Source organism: Ferrovibrio sp. GW821-FHT12B10, assembly GCF_058807515.1.
Window position 1 is genome coordinate 3,115,245 of the sequence record NZ_JBXAQT010000001.1, and the last position, 17,643, is coordinate 3,132,887.

Sequence of the window (17,643 nt, forward strand, 5' to 3'; positions counted from 1 at the left end):
GAGCCGGGGTCAGGTCCGGAGGATTACGCCAGCCATTCCGGCCGGTCGCTGCCCAGCTTCGGGGTGGGGCGCGACCACCGGCAGGGCGTTTCCGACATCCGCAGCACCGGACCGAGCGTCTTCAGGTCGCCGTAGCAGGTGTTGTCGACATGGACCGCATGCGCGTCGAACTCGGCAGGCGTGAGCTGCCCTGGCGCATCGTGGAAACTGTCGATCAGCCCCTGGCGCTGAAACAGCATCGCGGCCTGACAGAGCGAAACCTGGACCCGATAGCTGCCGCCTTCGCGCGCGCGCCGCGCCAGTGCCAGCATCGCACCGAAGGTGCCGAGAAAGCCGGTGAGGAAGTCGCACATCGGCACGGGCGTCAGCTTCGGCTGTCCTGCCCCGATGGCTTCGCCTTGGGTGTGACAGATGCCGGTGATCGCCTGCGCGATCTGGTCCCATCCGGCGCGTGATGCCAGCGGCCCGCCGGAGCCGAAGCAGTTGACCGTGACATGAATCAGTCCCGGCCGCAGGGCCAGCAGGTCATCGGCACCAAAACCACGCGCGGCCAGCCGGCCGGGCCGGTAGCCGTCGACGAAGATATCGGCCTCCCGCACCAGCGCGCGGAAGGTCGCGGCATCGTCGGCACGATTGAAATCCAGGAAGCAGCTGCGCTTGCCGTGGCTGGTGTCGCGCACGAAGGACGGCACCTGCGGCAGGTCGGGCGCGGTCACCATCAGGACATCGGCGCCATGTTCGGCGAGGCCAAGGCTGGCGGTAGGCCCGGCGAGAATGCGGGTCAGGTCGAGGGCGCGGATACCGGACAGCGGCTGCTCACCGGCAGGGAGTGGCTCCGGCGCACCATCGGCAACCTTGGTGATCTCGACCACCGGACGGGATGCCAGATAGGCGCCCTGCGGATGCGCCAGCCATTCCTCCGGAGTCAGGACCTTGGCTGCGCAGGCATTGGCCGCGGTGATGGCATTCTCCAGCGCATCAGCATTCCAGCCTGCGACGCCGGCGCTGATGGACTCCACGGTGTCTTCACATTGCAGCACGTCGAATACGCGCCGCTGCAGATGCGGCAGATTGGTATGGGGCAGCACCCATCGCCCATCGGCGGCCCGCCAGGGCTGCGTCATCGACACCATGTGCTTAAGCGCAGCCGTTACCGGAATGGGCTGGTATTGCCCGGCCGCATCGCGGATCAGCGTCACTTCCCGTCCGGAGAGCGACGCCATGGCCGCGGCCCGCGCATCGACGCTGATGGCCTGCCGCATACCGGTGCGCAATTCCCACAGGTCGTTGGCAGCGACGCCGCGGGCTGCCAGTGCCATGGCGAGAGTCTCACCGATGCGGAACGGGCTGCGATAGAGCGGATCACGGCCGGTGATGGTGACCTCGCCGGCAGCAAGCCTGCTGCCGGCGCGGATCGTCATCAGTTCGGTAAAAGCGCCGGGTGATTTCTGCACGGCAGAGGTCATTGCGAATCCGTCACTCGGCCTGGATGTTCTTTTCGCGGATCAGGGTGCCCCATTTCTTGATTTCGCTCGTCACGAAAGCGGCATATTGCGCGCGCGACGGTCCGCCTGCGGTCACGCCTTCCTGGGCGAAGCGCGCCTTGATGTCGGGCAGGTCCAGCACGGTCTGGATTTCCTTGTGGATGGCGTCCAGCAGGGCGGGATCGGTCTTGCCTGGCGCGAAGACGCCGAACCAGTTGATCGCTTCGAAATCGGCATAGCCGAGCTCGATCATGGTGGGCACGTCGGGCAGGGCGGGATTGCGCGTGCGGCCCGAAACGGCGAGCGCACGGATGCGGTCGGCCTTGATCTGCGGGATGGCCGAACTGGGATTGTCCCAGAAACCGTCGACCTGACCCGACAGGGTGTCCATGGCCGCAGCACTGCCGCCCTTGTAGGGGACGTGATTGATCTCGGTGCCCAGGCTGATGCCCATCAGCGCCAGGGCAATGTGGGTGAGGGTGCCTGAACCGCCCGAGGCCAGGGCAAGCTGGCCGGGCTTGGCCTTGGCATAGGTCGCCATGCTGGCGAAATCGGTGAACGGTTTGGCCTTCGCCGTGGTCAGCACCAGCGGGTTGGAGACCACGAGGTTCACCGGTGCGAGGTCTTTTTCGGAATCATAGGGCAGCTTGGGGAACAGCGCCGGGTTGGTGGCGAAGATGGCGCCGGTCAGCAGCAGCGTCCGTCCGTCGCCTGGCGCGCGCGCGACCATGCTGGTGCCGATCTGGGTACTGGCGCCAGCCCTGTTCTCGACGATGAAGGTCTTGCCGGTGCGTTCGTTCAGTTTCTGGCTGAGGGTGCGGGCCGCGATATCGGCGATGTTGCCTGCAGTATAGGGGACGACGATGGTGGTGGTGCCGGACGGCGGCCATTCGGCTGCCGCTGCGGGCAGGCTGATCACCATGATCGCCAATACGGCGCTGAAGACGGAATGACGGCGTGCAAACATAAGATACCCCCTAAGCCCTGTCGGGCATTGCCCCGCCACGATCGAAAAGCCACGCGCCATGACATGGCGTTGGCGGCTTTCTCATTGCACAAGATTTGTGCAGATGAATCCGTGGCCGTTTTCGAGCCTAGAGAGCGTCTGAATGTTTCTGAAATAGTTTGATCCGATGCCAGCTATCTCAACGAGAGATGGCTGTATCGCGTGCGGGAATGTCGTCAAGCCTTTGCGTTGGCGCTGCCTTCTTCCTCACGCAACGCCTGGCTCAATCTGTCGCAACTGCGGTTCCAGTCCAGGATCCAGTCGGGCAGCGCGGGAGACTCAGCGCTGAGACCCATCAGCTGCAGGAAAACACCGGGTGCAATCGGCCCCTGCGGGCCGCGGAACAGGCCGCGGATAACCACGACGCCATGCACGCGTCCATGACGCAGGAAGCGATGCTCCATGAAGGTCCATTTGTCGTCCCAGCCAAGTAGACGGGTTTCCATGACGAAGCGATCGAAGACCTTCAGGTCGCGGCGAAACTTGGCGAGTGAATCTCCCACGATCGGCAATGCGCGCTGGGCCAGTGCGGCGCGGGCGGCACCGCTGCGCAGCACGAAGTCCATGCGGCCCACATCGGCCAGCGTCAGGTAGCGGCCGTTGTTCACATGGCCATTGAAGTCGAGATCGTTGGGCATGACGGTCATGCGCAGTGTGCTGGCCTCCAGGATGGAGACGCGCCTGCGCCGCCAGACGGTCAGCAGCATCCAGATCAGTCGCAGCCAGAGATTCATCGTTTCTGTCTCGTCGCGGTCATCAACAGAGCGGCATGCTAGCGAAGGACGGCAAGCGGCGGAATGCGGCAGAAGAGATGGCGTTGCGGCATGGCGTGGCGGAATGCTGCGAAAAATTCCGGCGCGATAGGACTGCTGGCAACCTACTGGCAAACGAAGCTGAACCACCCTATGTCAAGGATGAACCGTGCGTCACCGCATGGGGGGAGGCGTCGCACGCTGCCGGATAACGGATCCGGAAAGAGAGGTGTGTGCCATGGCCCATGTAACGCATCACGATCCGCGCCATGATTCGCGAGGCAGGCGGCGCTGGCAGGACTGGGCCAGCACAGCGCTCGGCCTGTTGCTGGCTGCGTCACCCTGGCTGCTCGGCTATACCGGACTGGAGGCGGCGACGATCAACGCCGTCGCCATCGGGCTGCTGGTCTTCGCGCTCTCGGCGCTGGCGCTCACGCTGCTGGATGGCTGGGAGGTGTATCTGAGCGGTCTGCTCGGCATCTGGGCCATGCTGTCGCCCTGGCTGATCGGTTTCGTGCCATATCATGCGGCGAGCTATACCCATCTGGGCATCGGGGCCGCCGTCGTGGCGATTGCGGCCATTGAAATCTGGCAGGACGCCCGCCGGATCTAGACGACGATAGAAGCGAAGTCAGCAAGCCGGCCTGCGTCGGCGATCATGCCCGCGCAAACCCGGCAGGGAGGTGCGCGATGTCTGTGCTCAAACCCTTCATCTACCGGCATTGGCAGGACTGGGCCGATCTGCTGCTCGGTCTTGCCGTCCTGATCTCACCCTGGCTGCTTGGCTTCACCCATGCGCAGGCGCCGATGTGGAATGCCATCTGCGTTGGCGCGGCAATCATGCTGCTCTCGGCTTTCGCCATCGCGAAGCTGCAGCCCTGGGAGGAATGGCTGAACATCGCGCTCGGCCTCTGGCTGATCGTTTCGAGCTGGCTGCTGGACTATGCCGGCGCGCCGCAGGCGGTGGCCTGTCATCTGGGGCTCGGCCTGCTCATCACTTTCCTGGCGGCATCCGAGCTGTGGGAAGAGACGCAGGCGCCGGACAAGAAAACCGTCAGCCCGCCGCTGACGCATATCTGAGCGCAAACGGCCCGGGAATGTCTCCCGGGCCGCGGACAGTGACTACTTGACTGTGCTGACGCCGGCCTGCGCGACCACCGCATCCTGGCTCGACATCACGCCGCTGACACCGACGGCACCGATGATGACGCCATCGGCCATGATCGGCACACCGCCTTCCAGCGGGGTGATGCCATCCACGGCGAGCAGCACGTTGCGGCCACCGGCGACCGCGTCTTCCAGCGCCTTGGTCGGGCGCTTGAATCGCGCCGCGGTGCGCGCCTTGCCGATGGCGATGTCGATGCTGGCGCCCTGGGTGTTGTCCAGCTTGGAGAAGGCCAGCAGATTGCCGGCGTCATCGACCACGGCGATCGCCACGGCCCAGTTGTTCTTGACCGCCTCGGCCTTGGCGGCGGCAAGGGCGGTTTCGGCGGCGGCGAGCGTCATGGCCTTGCGGTTGGCGAGCTGTGCCTCGGCCGGCTGCGCCATCAGCATGGCGCCCAGCATCATCGCCCCCATCAGATAGGTTTTCATTTTTCAGTCTCCCAGTTTGTCGACCGCTCATGCGGCGCGACACTCTGGGTGTGCGGATGAACGGCAGGCCAATGCCGTTTCCGTGAGGCGGGCCATCCCGCGATGACGACTGCGTGTAGATAAAAAAACGGCCCGGAATTGCTTCCGGGCCGCTGGTCTTCTCCCCAACTCGGTCTAACTCCCGAGGGTTTTGCCTGTCGTTACTGGCAAGACAGGCATTCGTCGTAATCGACCGCCTCGCGCGGGCCACCTGCGGCGGCAACCGCAGCCATGGCGGCGAGCGGCAGTTCCGGCTCAAGCTCGGGAATGCCCATCGGGCGTTCGCCCTCGTTGACCTTGCCGGCCAGCGGGATCGAGACGACGTTGCTGTTGAGCTCGGCCGAAGACTTGCCCGACACCGTTTCCGCGCGCTGGATCGACAGCGAGCGGCAGTAGTAGAGGCTCTTCACGCCCTTCTTCCAGGCCTGGAAATGGATCTGGTGCAGGTCGCGCTTATGCACGTTCGCCGGCAGGAAGATGTTCAGGCTCTGCGCCTGGCAGATGAACGGCGTGCGGTCGGCGGCCAGATCGATCAGCCAGCGCTGGTCGATCTCGAAGGCAGTGCGGAACACGGCCTTCTCGTCATCCGACATGAAGTCGAGATGCTGCACCGAGCCACCATTAGTGGTGATCGACGACCAGGTGTCATCGTCGTTCTTGCCATGCTGCTCCAGCGCCTTCTCGAGATAGCGATTGCGCACCGAGAAAGAGCCAGACAGCGTCTTGTGCGTGAAGGCATTGGCCACGTTCGGCTCGATGCCCGGCGAAGCGCCGCCGGCAATGATCGAGATCGACGCGGTCGGCGCGATCGCGATCTTGTGCGAGAAGCGCTCCATGATGTTGTACTCGGCCGCATCCAGGCACGGGCCGCGCTCTTCCGCCAGCTTGCGCGATGCGGCGTCGGACTGGTCCTTGATGTGCTTGAAGATGGTGCGGTTCCACACCTTGGCCATCACGCTTTCCCACGGCACGCCATTGGCCTGCAGGAAGGAGTGGAAGCCCATCACGCCCAGGCCGACCGAACGCTCGCGCTCGGCGGCGTACCGCGCCTTCGACATGCTGTCGGGAGCGTTGGCGATGAAGTCGCTCAGCACGTTGTCGAGGAAGCGCAGGCAATCCTCGATGAACAGCGGATGCTCCTTCCATTCGTGGAAGTACTCCAGGTTCAGCGACGACAGGCAGCACACGGCCGTGCGCTGCACGCCATGATGGTCGATGCCGGTCGGCAGCGTGATTTCGCTGCACAGGTTCGAGGTCTTGACCCGCAGGCCGGCCAGCTTGTGCTGTTCCGGCAGGGCGCGGTTCACATGGTCGATGTAGACCAGGTAGGGCTCGCCGGTCTCGATGCGGGCGGTGAGGATGCGGATCCACAGCGCGCGGGCCGAGACGGTGCGCTGCACGGTCTGGTCATGGGGGCTCAGCAGCGCCCACTGTTCGTCGGCTTCCACGGCGCGCATGAAGGCGTCCGAGATCAGGATGCCGTTATGCAGGTTGAGCGCCTTGCGGTTCGGATCGCCGCCGGTGGGGCGGCGGATCTCGATGAATTCCTCGATTTCCGGATGGTCGACCGGCAGGTAGCAGGCGGCCGAACCACGGCGCAGCGAACCCTGCGAGATGGCCAGGGTCAGGCTGTCCATCACGCGGATGAAGGGGATGATGCCCGAGGTCTTGCCGTTCTGACCGACCTTTTCGCCGATCGAGCGCAGGTTGCCCCAGTAGCTGCCGATGCCGCCGCCGCGCGCTGCGAGCCAGACATTCTCGTTCCACAGGCCGAGAATGCCGTCGAGGCTGTCGTTGGCTTCGTTCAGGAAGCAGGAGATCGGCAGGCCGCGGTTGGTGCCGCCGTTCGACAGGACCGGGGTGGCCGGCATGAACCAGAGGCGGCTGATGTAGCTGTAAATCCGCTGGGCATGGGCGGTGTCGTCGGCATAGTGGCCGGCGACGCGGGCGAACAGGTCCTGGTAGGACTCGCCTGGCAGGAGGTAGCGGTCGTCCAGGGTGGCTTTACCGAAATCGGTGAGCAGGCGGTCGCGGCTGCGGTCGACGTCGATGCGGATACCGCGTTCGGTTTGCAGAGTGTTCAGCACGGATTTGCTTCCCCTCATTATCGCGGCCCGGTACCCTTTCGAGGTGCAACCGGCCCGGCCGTAAAAACAAAAAAATCCAAAGGTTTACGCCCGTTGATCCCTTACTTCCGGCGGCCGCGCACCCCGCCCTTTCACCTTCAAAGCCGGAAAAGCCCCAAAAAGCGGCCTCGAAGGCGGCGCAGCGTCGTCACGAAACAGGTCCAACGAACACAACATATGGTACTCACGGTTAAGAGAGGGTCAATGGGATGTGTGACCTCAACCTGTAAAAAAACCGATTGACGGAGTCCGAGTAGCGTGAACCCCCTTATTTTATGCCGTGTCGCGCACGGAGAGCATTTTTCGGGGTGACTCAAAAAAGTTATCCCCGGGACTCACAGGGACGATTTCGAATCCTGTTGGAGGCTTTCGGGCAAGGCGCTGTTAACTATTCCGACCCTAAATATGGTGTGCTACCGGCACGGGTTTTCCGCCCCGCCCCGGTCTTTTGTGTTTCAATGCGGAAGATGACGCGATCCGACCGGGCCGGAGACTGTCTCCAGGCCCCGACGGGGGAGGTTGCGATGCTGATCAAACACCCGCGTGCCGATATGGCCGCCAATGCCAACAAGTCCGCCAGCGAATCTGCGCTGCATGAGGCCGATGCCCGGGCCGCCGAACTGATCGGCCAGCCGGCGCTCGAGCGCCAGCGCCTGATCCTGGTGGCGGCAGGCGGCGCGGTCAGCGCGCTCTGGCTGCTCACCTGCGTCCTCTATATCGACAGCTCGATCGGCTGGACCAATCTCTGGCATGCGCTGCCCCATGAAGTGGGCGCCTTCATCGCCGGCGTCGCAGCACCGCTCGCTTTCCTCTGGCTGCTGCTGCTCAACATGTGGCGCGGCATGGCGATCAAGCGCCAGGCTGCCGCCCTGCACGAAATCCTGCTCGACCTGAGCTACCCCACCCCGGAAGCCGAGCGCCGCGTCTCGGCGCTGGCCGGTGCGCTGCGCCGCCAGGCGCGCGAGATGGAAGAAGCCGCGCAGTCCGCCACCGACAAGATCGCTAACCTGGGCGAGACCATGGCCGGCCAGCAACAGGCCCTGATGCAGGCCGCCGCCGGCGCCGGCGAACAGGTCGCCCAGCAGGCCCGCCAGATCGGCGGCACGCTGAACCAGTCGTCGCAGGCGCTGATCGCCGCGGCCGAACAGGTCAACCGCGATCTCGACAGCACCGTGAAGGGCCTTGCCGGCCGCTTCGAGGAGCAGAGCCGTGCGCTGGTTGATGTCGCCGACAAGGTCGGCACCGAGATGAACGCCAAGGTGTCGGGCATCGGCCAGACTGTGTCGACCCAGGCGCAGGTGCTGCTGCAGGCCGCCGATGTGATCGTGCGCGAAGTGGAAACCGCGCGCGGCATCTTCCAGAACAAGGCCTCGGAAATTTCGCGCATCACCTCGGCCATCCAGTTCCAGAACGAGCGCGTCGACGAACTGTCGCGCCGCCATGGCGAGCTGATGGACCAGGCGGTGAACCGCGCCGCTGAAGTGGCGCAGCAGATCGCTGCCCAGCTTGAACAGAAGATCGTGACCCTCGAGCAGGCCGTCACCCGCGCCAGCGGCGAAGCCGGCCGTATCGGCCTGGGCTTTGCCGAATCCGCACAGATCATCACGACGGCTGCCGAAGTCACCGTGGCGCGTGCCACCGCCGCCAGCGAAAGCTTTGGCCGCGAGAGTCAGGTGTTCAGCAGCGCCAGCCAGAAGGTGATCGACAGCGCCGAAGCTGCCGGCACCGTGCTGCGCGAGCGCGTGCGCGAGATCGAGCATGCCACCGGCACCACCATTGGCCGCATCCGCGATATCGGCGAGACCATCCGCTCCGAAGTCGGCGCGCTTGACGAGCAGGGCGCTCGCGTCTCCGAGAAGCTGCGCCTGTCGGCCGACGACATGCGCGTCCGTACCAATGCACTGGAGCAGGCCGGCGCTGCCGCCACCCAGCAGGCTGAAGCCTTCGCCGAATCCGCGACCCAGGCCGAACAGCGCCTGAAGCTGACCGGCAATCTGGTGCGTCACCAGTCGGACCAGCTTGCGTCCGCCGCCGAACAGGCCGACCAGCGCTTGGCCCAGGCCGGCGATGCGCTGCGCCGCGAAGGCGCCAACATGACCTCGACGCTGCAGCAGATTGCCGACCGTGCGCTGCGCACCGGCGACGAGCTGAAGCAGCGTGCCGATACGCTGGATGAAACCGCCGGTCGCGCGCTCGACAAGATCGGCGATGCCGACGACACGATTAAAGCCCGCATCGAGAGCCTGGCCCAGGCTGGCCGCGAAGCGCTCGACATGGCGGCGCAGGTCCAGGAAACCATGGCGCAGGCCAACACGTTGCTGGCCCAGGCGACCCAGCGCGCCGACGACCAGATCGGCTCGGCGGGCACGCTGCTGCGTGGCCATGCCGAACAGTTCGGCGTCACCATCGACGGTGTCGCCAAGCGCATCAACGAGACCGGCACGGCTGTCCGCGATCAGGTCGATGGCCTCGACCAGGCCGCCGCCCGCACTGCCCAGCGTCTGCGCTCGGCCGGCGAGAGCGCCGGCCAGGATGCCGTGCAGCTGCAGGCCGCCGCCGAGCGCGCGGCCCAGCGTCTGCATCAGGTGAGCGAGACCGCGCAGGTTCAGGCCCATGCCTTGAGCGCCGCCGCCGAACGCGCCGCGATGGAATCGCAGCTCGCCGGCAGCACCGCGCAGGCGCGTGCCAAGGACCTGCAGGATCTGGCCGTCAATGTTGCCGAGGCGATGGCGACGCTGGCCGAGAAGGCGTCGAACCAGACCAGCGCGCTGGTCGCGATGAGCGACAAGGCCCAGCTGGAGGTAGCTGCTCTGAATGCCGCTGCCGAGAAGGCGACTGGCAGCATCAACACCGCCGGCGACACCGCCCGCGTGCGCTCGCTCGAATTGGGCGAAGCGGCGCAGAGCGTGGTCGATCGCACGCTGGAACTGCGCAGCACCATCCACGACCAGGCCGCCGCGCTCACCTCGCTCTCGGGCGAGCTGACCCGTCAGGCCGAAAACATCCGCGAGAACTTCCGCGGCCGTGTGCAGGAACTGGCAGAGGCCTCCGATGCGGCGATCCTCAAGACCGCCAATATCGGCGACAGCTTCCGCCGCCAGGCACAGGAAGTCTCCCGCGTGTCCGACGAGGCCGTCAGCCGCGTCGAACAGGTGGGCTCGACCTTCGACGCCCGCGCCCGCGAGATCAACCTCGCGGTGGGCAACGCCTCGGGCCGCATCGACGACGCCAGCGAAGTTCTGCGTAACCGCACACGCGAGCTGGCCAATATCGTCGAAGACGCGATGAAGCAGACCGACCGGATGAGCGACGGTTTCCGTCGCCAGGCCGACGAGATCGATACCCGCGCCGGCCGTCTGTCGGAGAAGGTCACCGAAATCGGCGAACGCATGGCCCGCACCGGCAACGAGTTCAGCGCCATCTCCGACCGCGCCAGCGCGCGCGCCGTCGAGACCGCCGAAATCCTGGGCCAGCGCGCGCAAGAGCTTTCCTCTGCCGCGGCCCGCGCCGCCAGCGAGGCGGCCTCGGCCGAGGCCAGCCTCAAGGCGGACTCCAAAGCCCTGGCCGAAGCAGCGCGTACCGCCAGCATCGAGGCCGAGGCGTTGCGCAAGGCCACCCAGGCACTGCGCGGCGAACAGTTCCTCAAGACGGCGGCCTTCGTCACCGGTCATCTCAACTCGATGGCCATCGACATCAGCCGCCTGCTCAATCGCGATCTGTCGGAAGACCTGTGGCGCCGCTACTACAAGGGCGAGCGCGGCCTGTTCACCCGCAAGCTGATCGACCAGAAGGACCTGGACAAGATCCGTGACAAGTATCAGGAGAATGGCGAGTTCCGCGACTTCACCGATCGCTACATCGCCGAGTTCGAGCGTGTGCTGGCCGGCGCCAAGGGTGTGGAGCACGAGGAACTGTTGACCTCGGCCTTCGTGACCGCCGATATCGGCAAGGTCTACCTGCTGCTGCGCGAGGCGGTCGGCAAGTCCCGTCACTAAGTCAGGTGCGATGACAAAGACAGTTCTGAAGGATTGGATCGGCGGCACGGAAGAGGCCGCCGATCTTTTTTTGCCCGAACGCTGTGTGGCGCTGGCGCGCGCACTCGGTCAGCCCGATGCCGATCTGGTCGAGGGCCGGCCGCTGCCGCCGCTGCGGCACTGGCTATATTTCTGGACGATAGTGGCGCGCGACCGGCTCGGCCGTGACGGTCATCCGGCGCTGGGCGGTTTCCTTCCCGATGTGGGAAAAATCTGGGGCAGCCAGACGCGCCGCATGTGGGCCGGCAGCCGGCTCGAGTTTCATCGCCCGCTGACGCTCGGCATGCCGACCAAACGGCTTTCTACGGTGGAAAGCGTCGAAGAGAAATCAGGGCGCAGCGGCCGGCTGGTTTTCGTCACCGTGCGGCACGAGATTTTCGATGCCGACAGCCTTGCCGTCACCGACCGTCACGACATCGTCTATCGCGAAGAGCTTCCCAATGCTGCGTTGCCCGAACCGGATACGGCCTCGGGCGACAACCAGTGGCATGCGAGTTTCACCGCCGATCCGGTGCTGCTGTTCCGCTATTCGGCGCTGACCTATAACGGCCATCGCATCCATTATGACCGCGATTATGCGCGTGATGTCGAAGGCTATCGCGGCCTGGTCGTGCATGGCCCGCTGCTGGCGACCCTGCTGGTGGATTTCGCCACCAGCCTGCGGCCCGGGCAAGCGCTGAAGAGCTTCAGCTTCCGCGGCCGTCGCCCGGTGATCGACGGCCAGCCGTTCCAGCTGCGCGCCAAGACCGCCCATGACGGCAGCCTCAGCCTTTGGGTCGCCGATGCCGATGACGCACTGGCAATGACGGCGGATGCAAGCTTCGCCTGAGCCTTACGGCATCGAGCACTCGAAGCTGGCGGCGGCACTGACGTCGCCACCGCGATAGCGCGGGAACATCGGATAGCGGCACATCGGCCGCGACGCCGTGATGGCGAAGGGCGGCGCGGGCTGGTGCGCTGATTGCACCAGATTGCCGGGCGCTGCGCTTTTCTCGACCCAGTCGCTCACCACCTCCAGCATGTCGACCGCCGAAGGCGCGCCGACGCCGACATGATCGGCGCCCGGCGTGACGTAGAGCCGCATGAAGCGGTCCACCGTTGACTGGCTCATCTTGTCCACCACCGACTGGTAATACTGGATGCCGGCATAGGGGCTCTGGGCGTAGTCGGCCATCTGCTCGGCCACCACCAGCTTGCCGCCGCGGGCGGCGAAGGCGCTGAGGTCGGGGTTGGTGGAGTCCATCAGGCCCGAGACCACCTGCGTGCGGTCGCGGAAGCTGTCGACGGTATACTGGCGCGGATCGTAATTCGGATCGCGCGCATAGAAATACTGAATCGCGCCGCTGCCATAGAGCCAGGCACGGCTGCTGGCGTTGGTCGCCGGCACGGTGGGTGGCGCGGTGCCGGTCTGCCAGCTGACCCAGCCGCCGACCGGGCCGGTGCCCGACGCGGCCTCGCCGCCGATACCGAAGCCTGGGTAGCTGCGTACGCCATTGGCCAGATCGAAATTGAAGTTCACCGAAGAGTGCAGCGTCTGAACCGAGCGGATTTCCGCCGGTGTCAGGCACATCGGATTGGCCGGGCCGGGGCAGCGCAGCCGCGTGACATCGAAGATGCGCTTGCAGCCTTCATGGTCGCTGATGATGCCATCCTTCAGGCCGTCCCGGTCGTCGCAGGCATTGAGGGCGGCCTCGGCCACCAGCTTCACTTTGTCGGGGCTGATCCAGCCCTGGGTCAGCGCGATGCCCATGCGGGTGCCTGCAGCCTGCAGGCCGGTCCAGTTGATGACCGGCACACGGCTGAAGATGCCGTCGAAGTCGTTGGGATAGCGCTGCGCCATGGTCAGGCCTTCGCGGCCGCCCTCGGAGCTGCCGAAGAAATAGAGTTTCTCCGGCGCCTTGCCGTAGCGGCGCTTCATCAACTCGACCGCCACGTCGCGCACTTTCTTGTAGGAGGCATGCGAGAAATTGACCAAGGACTCGTCATTCAGGGCGAAGGCCTGCAGCGGCACATTCGGCGCATTCTGGTGGCCGGAATCGGTACCGTAGGTGACATAGCCGCGCGCCAGTGGATGCGGGCGGTCAGGGCGTGCCGCCGGCGGCATGGCCAGGCCGGTGATCAGCACGCCGTTGAAACCGCCGCCGCCATATTGCAGCGAGCGGCCGTTCCATTGCGTGGGCAGGTTGACCTGGAAGCGGATCGGCGGCGCCTGCGGGTCGATCGCGGCGATCGCACCGATGACGCGGCAATGCTCGGGCAGCGCAGGCACGATCAGCTCGGGTGGCAGGGGCGAGAAGGGCGGGTTGGCCATCGCGGCGGCATTCGAGGGCGCGGTGAGGGTCGCGCTTTCGATGGATGCGCCATTGGTCGGCAGGCCGATGCTGGCGGCGGCGACAGGCTGGAGCAGGGCGGCGCAGGCCGCTGAGGGATCGCGCGGCGCCGTGGCGCAGGCAGAGAGCAACAGAAGAACGGACAGCGCCGGCAGGCGATGCGGTGCGGGCATGATTTCCTCCTGTGACTGCTTATGCGCAGCCTTGTCAGGAGGTTAGGAGGCTGGCCGAACCGAGTCAAAAGACAAACGGGTACCTGCCGCAGAATGCGAATACCGCACGCAGTCAGATCGGCCGGCTCCAGCCGGCCCGCTCAGGCTGGGGGCGCCACGATCTTGCGGCCACGCCGGCGCGGCGCCGTCAGCTTGGCGACATCGAGGATGTCATCGAGCTGGTGCTCGGTCAGCCATTGCTTCTCGATGCAGAGTTCGCGCACGGTGCGGCCGGATTTCAGTGCCTCCTTGGCCAGCCACGCCGATTTCTCATAGCCGATATAGGGATTGAGCGCCGTGACGATGCCCACGCTGGCCTCCACATGACGCTTGGCCTGTTCCACATTGGCCTGGATGCCCGAGACGCATTTTTCGGCCAGCGTGTTGGCGGCGCGCGCCAGCAGCTGCATGGAGGTGAGCACGTTGTAGACGATCACCGGCTCCATCACATTGAGCTGCAGCTGGCCGGCCTCGGCCGCCATGGTGACGGTGATGTCGTTGCCGATCACCTGGAAGCAGACCTGGTTGACCACTTCCGGGATCACCGGATTGACCTTGCCGGGCATGATGGATGAGCCCGGTTGCATCGGCGGCAGGGATATCTCGTTCAGGCCGCCTCTGGGACCCGAGGAGAGCAGGCGCAGGTCATTGGCGATCTTGGAGAGCTTGACCGCGATACGTTTCAGCATGCCGGAATAGAGCACGAAGGCGCCCATGTCCCAGCTGGCTTCAATGAGGTTGGCGGCCCGCACCATGTCGAAACCGCTGGCCCGCGTCAGTTCCTCGATGGCGAGATTGGAATATTCCGGCTCGGTGTTGATGCCGGTGCCCACAGCCGTGCCGCCCAGATTGATCTCGCGGAACAGCTTCACGATCTCGTCGCCGCGCGAGACGTCTTCCTTGATGTTGATGGCGAAGGCCTCGAATTCCTGGCCCAGCGTCATCGGCACGGCATCCTGCAGCTGGGTGCGGCCCAGCTTGATGATGTCGGCGAATTCGACGCCGCGCTGGCGGAACTCATAGGCCAGGCCGTCCAGCGCCTTCATCAGCTCGGAATGGCTCAGCATCACCCCCAGCCGCACGGCGGTGGGATAGACGTCATTCGTCGACTGCGACAGGTTCACGTCGTCGTTGGGATGCAGGTGCTGGTATTCGCCCTTGTGGAAGCCCAGCAACTCCAGGCCGCGGTTGGCCACCACCTCGTTGACGTTCATGTTGGTGGATGTGCCGGCACCGCCCTGAAAGACGTCGATGGTGAACCATTCATGCAGTTTGCCGGCGATCAGCTCGTCGCAGGCCTGGGCAATGCCCTTGTATTTCTCGGGCTCCAGATAGCCGAGTTTCTTATTCGCAGCCGCGCAGGCCTTCTTCACCATGCCGAAGGCCCGGATCAGGTTCGGGTAATGATTGATGCCGATGCCCGAGATATGGAAGTTGTCGAGCGCCCGCTGCGTCTGGATCCCGTAATAGGCTCCCGCCGGGATCGCCATCTCGCCAAGCGAGTCATGTTCAAGGCGGGTGGTCGGATCGCTGCTCATACCGTGCCTCTGCTGTCTGCTCAAAAACAGGGGCATAGTTTGCGCTTACCCAACGGCAATGCGAAGCCTTTGCCGGGCTTTATTTCGTTGAAATACCTACAGTTTCCGATGCAACCAATGCATGCCTCCCGATCAATGCGGCTTATGGGGCCGCTTCAGACGGTGCGTCTGGCCTTGTCCTTCGCATTGGTCGCCTCGATGCTGGCGCGGATGTCCTGCCATTCGTCATCGCTCAGATCGGTCAGCGCGCCGAAGCCGCCGGCGGAGTTCAGCCACTGGCCACCATCGATGGCGATCACCTCGCCGGTGAGATAGCCGACATCATCGGCCAGCAGGAAGGCGGCGAGATTGGCCAGCTCGGGCAGATTGCCAACGCGCCGCATCGGGATCGCGCCGATCATGCGTTTTTCCAGGGCTTCGGTCGGCGCCAGCCGCTTGGTCATGCCTTCGGTGGGGAAAGGGCCGGGCGCGATGGCGTTGAGACGGATGCCCTTCGGGCCCCATTCCACGGCCAGAGACTGCGTCATCGCCGCGATGCCGGCTTTCGACATGGCGGAAGGAATGACGAATGCGGAGCCGGTCCAGACCCAGGTGGTGACGATGGAGACGATGCTGCCGCCGCGCTTGGCGGCGATCCAGCGCTTGCCCACCGCCTGCGTCACATAGAAGCTGCCATGCAGCACGATATTGGCGATGGCGTCGAAACCGCGCGGACTCAGGTCTTCGGTCTTGGCGATGAAGTTGCCGGCGGCATTGTTCACCAGGCCGTCCAATGGTCCGTGCTTCTGCCAGATCAGCTCGATCATCTCATCCACGGCCTGCGCCACGCGGATGTCGCAAGGATGGGTGTGGATTGCGCCACCGGTGGCCTTGGACAGTTCCTGTGCGGTTTCCTGCAGCACACTGTCGCGCCGGCCACAGATATGCAGCTCGGCGCCGAGTTCCATCAGCCGCTGCGCCATGGCCTTGCCCAGGCCGGTGCCGCCGCCGGTGACCAGAATGCGTTTTCCCCGGAACAGATCGTTGCGGAACATGTCGCCTCCCTGTTTTCTTATGGCCCCAGATTTCTTATGACCCAGACTAACCCAGAGCGCGACAGACGCGCCATCAGGAGAAAACGCCATGGACCTCAAACTTGCGGGCAAGGTCGCCATCATCACCGGCGCCAGCAAAGGCATCGGCCGCGCCATCGCCGAGACGCTGGCTGCGGAAGGGATGAAGCTGGTGCTGGCGGCGCGCTCGGCCGATCTGCTGAAGGACCTCGCCGGCAGCCTGAAGACCGAGACACTGGTGCAAGCCGTCGACCTGCGCGATCCAGCGGTGCCGGCGCAGGTGGTGGAGGCCGCGATCCAGCGGTTCGGCGGCCTTGATCTCCTGGTCAACAATGCCGGCGCCACCAAGCGTGGCGACTTCCTCACGCTGACGGACGAGGACTGGGCGGATGGCTATGCGCTGAAATTCTTCGGGGCCATGCGGCTCAGCCGCGCGGCCTGGCCGCATCTGGGCAAAAGCGCAGGCAGCATCGTCAGCATCATCGGCGTTGGCGGTCGCACCGGCACGGCGGAATTCGCCATCGGCGGATCGGTCAACGCCGCCAGCATGAACCTGACCAAGGTGCTGGCCGACCGCGGCATCCAGGATGGCGTGCGGGTCAACGCGATCAATCCCGGCACGATTGCGACCGAACGGTTGCAGGTGCGAATCCGCAACTTCGCCAAGGAGAAGGGCCTGTCGGAGTCGGAGGCCGCTGCCCAATTACCGCGCAGTATGGGTATCGCGCGATTCGGTGAACCCGCAGAGATTGCTCGGGCTGTCGCCTTTCTCGCCTCTCCGCAGGCAGCCTATCTCAATGGCGCGATTCTGGACGTCGATGGCGGCCTGACGCGCACGCTGTAGCGGCTGCGGCAAAGCTTCTATTGATTTTTCCGCACCGCAATGCCACTCCGGATGGATGAGGGGATCGGTATTGGGGCGGAGCAGTCTTGATTAGGCATTGGTTTGAAGGTCGGCGCCGAGATTGGCTATCGGTTCTGTATGTTGCGCTTCTGCTTCTGATGGTTGCTCCGGCCGGCCGGGCCGTCGAGCCGCTGCCGTCGCCCAAGGGTGAGGTGCTGCTGACCATCGGCGGCCAGATCGGCCGGCACAATGCCGGCGGCGTGGCGCAGTTCGATCGCAGCATGCTGATGCAGATCGGCTGGAGCGAGATTGTGACCGCGACGCCCTGGCATCCGAAGGTGGTGCGTTTCGAGGGCGTGCCGTTGCGCGCCGTGATGGAAGCGGTCGGCGCCTCGGGCAGTGCCCTGCAGGCCGTGGCCCATAACGATTACGCCATCCAGATCCCGATGAGCGATGTGCAGCGCTACAACGTGATCTTGGCGATGAAGGTTGATGGCGAAGAGATGACGCTGCGCGACAAGGGGCCGCTGTTCATCATCTATCCGTATGACAGCGACGCGGCGCTGCGTACCGATAGCGTCTATATCCGCTCGGTCTGGCAGCTCAAGCGCCTGGATGTGCGGCCATGACGGT

The 17,643-nt window shown here is 64.9% G+C and carries 14 protein-coding genes; 6 read left to right on the forward strand and 8 right to left on the reverse strand.

Annotation, left to right across the window (positions count from 1 at the left end):
• Positions 1 to 23: 23 nt before the first annotated feature.
• From AC1RRT_RS15605 to AC1RRT_RS15615, 3 genes are all read right to left on the reverse strand, one after another.
• Positions 24 to 1,466, reverse strand: a complete 1,443-nt coding sequence (locus AC1RRT_RS15605) for a CoA transferase (RefSeq protein ID WP_493014730.1) — start codon at positions 1,464 to 1,466, stop codon at positions 24 to 26.
• Between the two features lie 10 nt (positions 1,467 to 1,476).
• Positions 1,477 to 2,451, reverse strand: a complete 975-nt coding sequence (locus AC1RRT_RS15610; RefSeq protein ID WP_493014731.1) for a Bug family tripartite tricarboxylate transporter substrate binding protein — start codon at positions 2,449 to 2,451, stop codon at positions 1,477 to 1,479.
• Between the two features lie 215 nt (positions 2,452 to 2,666).
• Entirely contained in the window at positions 2,667 to 3,224 is a 558-nt protein-coding gene (locus AC1RRT_RS15615; protein WP_493014732.1) for a thioesterase family protein, read from the reverse strand.
• Between the two features lie 256 nt (positions 3,225 to 3,480).
• On the opposite strand from AC1RRT_RS15615, the gene AC1RRT_RS15620 reads away from it, so the two are divergent.
• Positions 3,481 to 3,855, forward strand: coding sequence for an SPW repeat protein (locus tag AC1RRT_RS15620; RefSeq protein WP_493014733.1), 375 nt, complete (start codon positions 3,481 to 3,483; stop codon positions 3,853 to 3,855).
• Between the two features lie 77 nt (positions 3,856 to 3,932).
• Positions 3,933 to 4,322 carry an SPW repeat protein gene (locus AC1RRT_RS15625; RefSeq protein WP_493014734.1) on the forward strand — a complete coding sequence of 130 codons (390 nt, stop codon included), beginning with the start codon at positions 3,933 to 3,935 and terminating at the stop codon, positions 4,320 to 4,322.
• Positions 4,323 to 4,364: 42 nt separating this feature from the next.
• Here AC1RRT_RS15625 and AC1RRT_RS15630 read toward each other — a convergent pair whose 3' ends face one another.
• Entirely contained in the window at positions 4,365 to 4,835 is a 471-nt protein-coding gene (locus tag AC1RRT_RS15630; RefSeq protein WP_493014735.1) for a GlcG/HbpS family heme-binding protein, read from the reverse strand.
• Positions 4,836 to 5,035: 200 nt separating this feature from the next.
• Complete coding sequence (locus AC1RRT_RS15635) at positions 5,036 to 6,961, reverse strand: ribonucleoside-diphosphate reductase subunit alpha (protein WP_493014736.1); 1,926 nt, start codon at positions 6,959 to 6,961, stop codon at positions 5,036 to 5,038.
• A 563-nt stretch (positions 6,962 to 7,524) separates the two neighbouring features.
• Between AC1RRT_RS15635 and AC1RRT_RS15640 the strand changes: the two genes are divergently transcribed.
• Complete coding sequence (locus AC1RRT_RS15640) at positions 7,525 to 10,995, forward strand: coiled-coil domain-containing protein (RefSeq protein WP_493014737.1); 3,471 nt, start codon at positions 7,525 to 7,527, stop codon at positions 10,993 to 10,995.
• A 10-nt stretch (positions 10,996 to 11,005) separates the two neighbouring features.
• Entirely contained in the window at positions 11,006 to 11,863 is an 858-nt protein-coding gene (locus AC1RRT_RS15645) for an HTD2 family dehydratase (protein ID WP_493014738.1), read from the forward strand.
• A gap of 3 nt (positions 11,864 to 11,866) precedes the next feature.
• Here AC1RRT_RS15645 and AC1RRT_RS15650 read toward each other — a convergent pair whose 3' ends face one another.
• The 3 genes from AC1RRT_RS15650 to AC1RRT_RS15660 form a co-directional block, all read right to left on the reverse strand.
• Complete coding sequence (locus AC1RRT_RS15650; RefSeq protein ID WP_493014739.1) at positions 11,867 to 13,537, reverse strand: tannase/feruloyl esterase family alpha/beta hydrolase; 1,671 nt, start codon at positions 13,535 to 13,537, stop codon at positions 11,867 to 11,869.
• Between the two features lie 140 nt (positions 13,538 to 13,677).
• Positions 13,678 to 15,114, reverse strand: coding sequence for an aspartate ammonia-lyase (locus AC1RRT_RS15655; RefSeq protein WP_493014740.1), 1,437 nt, complete (start codon positions 15,112 to 15,114; stop codon positions 13,678 to 13,680).
• Positions 15,115 to 15,269: 155 nt separating this feature from the next.
• Positions 15,270 to 16,148 carry an SDR family oxidoreductase gene (locus tag AC1RRT_RS15660; RefSeq protein ID WP_493014741.1) on the reverse strand — a complete coding sequence of 293 codons (879 nt, stop codon included), beginning with the start codon at positions 16,146 to 16,148 and terminating at the stop codon, positions 15,270 to 15,272.
• An 88-nt stretch (positions 16,149 to 16,236) separates the two neighbouring features.
• Between AC1RRT_RS15660 and AC1RRT_RS15665 the strand changes: the two genes are divergently transcribed.
• Both AC1RRT_RS15665 and AC1RRT_RS15670 read left to right on the forward strand, forming a co-directional pair.
• The gene (locus tag AC1RRT_RS15665; RefSeq protein WP_493014742.1) at positions 16,237 to 17,010 is read left to right on the forward strand and encodes an SDR family oxidoreductase; all 774 of its coding nucleotides are present in this window, start codon (positions 16,237 to 16,239) and stop codon (positions 17,008 to 17,010) included.
• A gap of 158 nt (positions 17,011 to 17,168) precedes the next feature.
• Complete coding sequence (locus tag AC1RRT_RS15670) at positions 17,169 to 17,639, forward strand: putative pterin-binding protein (protein WP_493014743.1); 471 nt, start codon at positions 17,169 to 17,171, stop codon at positions 17,637 to 17,639.
• Positions 17,640 to 17,643: the final 4 nt, after the last annotated feature.

Coding starts and splice junctions, on each gene's coding strand:
- AC1RRT_RS15605 (WP_493014730.1), bottom strand. CDS start 1,466: ATGACCTCTGCCGTGCAGAAATCACCCGGCGCTTTTACCGAACTGATG.
- AC1RRT_RS15610 (WP_493014731.1), bottom strand. CDS start 2,451: ATGTTTGCACGCCGTCATTCCGTCTTCAGCGCCGTATTGGCGATCATG.
- AC1RRT_RS15615 (WP_493014732.1), bottom strand. CDS start 3,224: ATGAATCTCTGGCTGCGACTGATCTGGATGCTGCTGACCGTCTGGCGG.
- AC1RRT_RS15620 (WP_493014733.1), top strand. CDS start 3,481: ATGGCCCATGTAACGCATCACGATCCGCGCCATGATTCGCGAGGCAGG.
- AC1RRT_RS15625 (WP_493014734.1), top strand. CDS start 3,933: ATGTCTGTGCTCAAACCCTTCATCTACCGGCATTGGCAGGACTGGGCC.
- AC1RRT_RS15630 (WP_493014735.1), bottom strand. CDS start 4,835: ATGAAAACCTATCTGATGGGGGCGATGATGCTGGGCGCCATGCTGATG.
- AC1RRT_RS15640 (WP_493014737.1), top strand. CDS start 7,525: ATGCTGATCAAACACCCGCGTGCCGATATGGCCGCCAATGCCAACAAG.
- AC1RRT_RS15645 (WP_493014738.1), top strand. CDS start 11,006: ATGACAAAGACAGTTCTGAAGGATTGGATCGGCGGCACGGAAGAGGCC.
- AC1RRT_RS15650 (WP_493014739.1), bottom strand. CDS start 13,537: ATGCCCGCACCGCATCGCCTGCCGGCGCTGTCCGTTCTTCTGTTGCTC.
- AC1RRT_RS15655 (WP_493014740.1), bottom strand. CDS start 15,114: ATGAGCAGCGATCCGACCACCCGCCTTGAACATGACTCGCTTGGCGAG.
- AC1RRT_RS15660 (WP_493014741.1), bottom strand. CDS start 16,148: ATGTTCCGCAACGATCTGTTCCGGGGAAAACGCATTCTGGTCACCGGC.
- AC1RRT_RS15665 (WP_493014742.1), top strand. CDS start 16,237: ATGGACCTCAAACTTGCGGGCAAGGTCGCCATCATCACCGGCGCCAGC.
- AC1RRT_RS15670 (WP_493014743.1), top strand. CDS start 17,169: ATGGTTGCTCCGGCCGGCCGGGCCGTCGAGCCGCTGCCGTCGCCCAAG.